Source organism: Gilliamella sp. WF3-4, from assembly GCF_001690275.1.
Lineage (GTDB): Bacteria > Pseudomonadota > Gammaproteobacteria > Enterobacterales > Orbaceae > Gilliamella > Gilliamella apicola_C.
Genome location: NZ_LZGW01000047.1, coordinates 1 through 1,463, shown reverse-complemented (window position 1 = coordinate 1,463; position 1,463 = coordinate 1). Strand labels below are relative to the sequence as shown.

Here is a 1,463-nt window from a genome sequence, read left to right as displayed (position 1 = left end):
TTTATAATACACCATAAAACTGTTGATCCATCCCCAAACAAATGTACTACCAGCGCCTGCTCGGGCAGGATCTAGCATAATATGATCAATCACTTGATGCGTACCGGGTTGGCACACCATTAACACGGTCGAGCTTAAAGCATTACGCGACATATTATGGATAATAACACCATGCAAATCATCCCAATCATACTCTTTTATTCGGCGTTTTTTCGGTTGTAAAAATACTGCAGGATGGCGTAAAAATTTAAAGTTAAAAAAATCACTTTCGTTAACATAGACTTTATCTGTTTTACGGTTAAATATAATAGGACTACCACGACGGGAAAATAAATTCTGATAGAATTCGGGAATAGCATAATACATAGTGAGACAACAGGTAATAAAACCAATTGCACCTATTATTGTTAGTTTGTCACCAATTTCAGAATCATTGAACCAAAAAATCATTATAAAAAAACCAACAGTTAATATACTTCCCAAAATAATAATAACAAAATAGAGACAGGTATAAAAAATCAGATCTGAGGGAATTTGACGAATAAAGGCACAGTAGTTATTATTAGCATAACTTAAGCGACGATCATGCAGGGGTACACTATAAGGACCTTTATCCAGATCACCAAACCAACCAAAAATTTGTGGACGGTATTTTGATGGCATTTTATTCTCCTTTTATTTATTCTTCATGAAATTGGTTGCTGATTCGGTTAATGATGAGAGGAATTTCGCCATCATCTTGTCCATTAGGGCAGATATTGATTTGATAGTTATTTATTAGATCATAAGCAAAGGTGCCCGCTACCCAAGTTATCAGCGTTAGATCACTACCTGGCTGGTTAGAATCAGTTTTTTTCACTTCAATTTTTTCAATATCGGTAAAATTAGATTGCCATACCGCTTTACCCATGCTTGCCAAACTGCAACGGCTTTTGGGCTATTGCGTTATATTGTGCCGTTGTTTAATTTCGGCGAGCTCTTCTAATGATGTGGCATTAAATGCTTCTACCATCCATTCGGGCCAGCCTTGGCCGTCAATCCTATGGGCTTTAAATCCCGCCTCTTGATCTGACTTATATTCACCATCATCAATATTGGCAACATCACAAAAAAACATAAAACTATTGATCCATCCCCAAACAAATGTACTACCAGCGCCTGCTCGGGCAGGATCTAGCATGATATGATCAATCACTTGATGCGTATCGGGTTGGCACACCATTAACACAGTCGAGCTTAAAGCATTACGCGACATATTATGGATAATAACACCATGCAAATCATCCCAATCATACTCTTTTATTCGGCGTTTTTTCGGTTGTAAAAATACTGCAGGATGGCGTAAAAACTTAAAGTTAAAAAAGTAACTTTCGTTAACATAGACTTTACCCGTTTTACGGTTAAATATAATGGGGCTACCACGGCGAGAAAAAACGTTTTGGTAGAGCTCTGGAAGAGCATAT

The 1,463-nt window shown here is 37.3% G+C and carries 3 protein-coding genes; all 3 read right to left on the bottom strand.

Annotated features, from left to right (window positions below; all coding sequences use genetic code 11):
- A partial coding sequence (locus tag A9G47_RS10785; protein ID WP_081303637.1) for a DUF6708 domain-containing protein occupies positions 1-663 on the bottom strand: 663 nt, incomplete at its 3' end.
- A 16-nt stretch (positions 664-679) separates the two neighbouring features.
- Positions 680-910, bottom strand: coding sequence for a hypothetical protein (locus A9G47_RS10780; protein ID WP_065642119.1), 231 nt, complete (start codon positions 908-910; stop codon positions 680-682).
- Between the two features lie 27 nt (positions 911-937).
- The coding region (locus A9G47_RS14330; RefSeq protein ID WP_218057467.1) for a DUF6708 domain-containing protein at positions 938-1,463 on the bottom strand (526 nt) is incomplete at its 5' end.